This window comes from Nonomuraea cavernae (assembly GCF_040655715.1).
Taxonomy (GTDB): domain Bacteria; phylum Actinomycetota; class Actinomycetes; order Streptosporangiales; family Streptosporangiaceae; genus Nonomuraea; species Nonomuraea cavernae_A.
Genome location: NZ_JBFAKL010000081.1, coordinates 1 through 1,294, shown reverse-complemented (window position 1 = coordinate 1,294; position 1,294 = coordinate 1). Strand labels below are relative to the sequence as shown.

Genomic DNA, 1,294 nt, shown 5'->3' with positions numbered 1-1,294 from the left:
CGAAACCCCGGCCGACAGATCCAAACCAAGACACCTGGGTCTGTTCTCGCGCGGGTCAAGCCAGGGCTCGAAGCGGCACACGTCCATCCTCACAGCTCTCGCGGCTCTCTCTGGCGACGTGCTTGCAGGCGTTGCAGGTCTGCGACGTGTAACGCGGGTTGATCTTCTGGACGCGGCCGGGAGCCTTGTGCTCCAGCCGTTCGACGAGCAGGCCCCAGCCGTTGACAAGGATGCCCCGGTTCAGGCCCGCCTTCTGCCGGACGTTCTTGCCCGGCGCGTCGATGGTGCCGCGCGCCGAGCGGGTCATGTTGGAGATCTTGAGGTCTTCGACGGCGATCATGTCGAACCTGCGGGCAAGGTCGGTCGAGGTCTTCTCGATCCAGTCCTTACGCCGATCCGTCTCGCGTGCCTTCAACCGGGCGATGGCGGCCTTCACCTCGCCACGCCCATTCGACCCGCGCTTGGCCCGCGCCAGCTTCCGCAACAGCCGCAGCAGGCGGGCCTTCTCCGTGTCGCGGAGCGTGGGCGCGCCGAGCAGGTCGCCGGTGGACAGCGCCGCCGACACGGCCACGCCCCGGTCAACGCCGACCACCTCGCCCGTACCTGGTGTGGGGATCGGCTCCGGGATCGCAGCGAAGGCGACGTGCCAGCGACCCGCCGAGTCACGGGTGACGCGGAACGACTTCACCGCTTCGGCGACGGCACGGGACCAGCGGAACCGCACCCAGCCCACCTTCGAACCTTCACCTCGCCCACGTTGCGGGAGAGGCGGCGCACGTCACCGGCCTTGACCGCTACGACCCGGAAACCCTCGCCCTGTCCCCGCTTGCGCCACGTCGGACGACGGTGGGTTTTGCCGAAGAAGTTCGCCATTGCCTGCGCGAAGTCCTTGAGCGCCTGCTGCTGAACGATGATCGACCCCGCTCGCAGCCACTCGTTCTCCGCCCGCGCCTCGGTCAACTGCCTGCACTGCTCGGCGAAACCCGGCGCGCTCTTGCGTCCCGACTTCCAGTGCGAGTGCTGCTCAACAGCGAGATTCCACACGAACCGGGCGTGCCCGCAATGCTCCAGCAACGCCGCCTCTTGGGCAGGCGAGGGCTGGAGCCGGAAGCGGGACACGCCGACCAAACTACCGATCACCACCGACAAAAACGGGAGATCGAGATGCCTGACCGTTCCGCGTTTCCTCCCCGCCCTGAAGGACTCCGTTGCCCAATTCGGTGTGATTTCTCGGAGGCTGATAATGCCCTGCGTCGGGATGGTCTGACGTGCGGTTCCTGGCCTTGGTGCGGTG

The 1,294-nt window shown here is 67.1% G+C and carries 2 protein-coding genes; both read right to left on the bottom strand.

What is annotated here, in order from left to right:
* Window positions 1–55: 55 nt before the first annotated feature.
* Window positions 56–724: an RNA-guided endonuclease InsQ/TnpB family protein gene (locus AB0I38_RS40305; protein ID WP_358496212.1), complete on the bottom strand. Its 669-nt coding sequence runs from the start codon at window positions 722–724 to the stop codon at window positions 56–58.
* On the bottom strand, window positions 685–1,294 hold a 610-nt coding region (locus AB0I38_RS40300; protein WP_358496207.1), incomplete at its 5' end, for a transposase. The genes AB0I38_RS40305 and AB0I38_RS40300, both read right to left, overlap by 40 nt.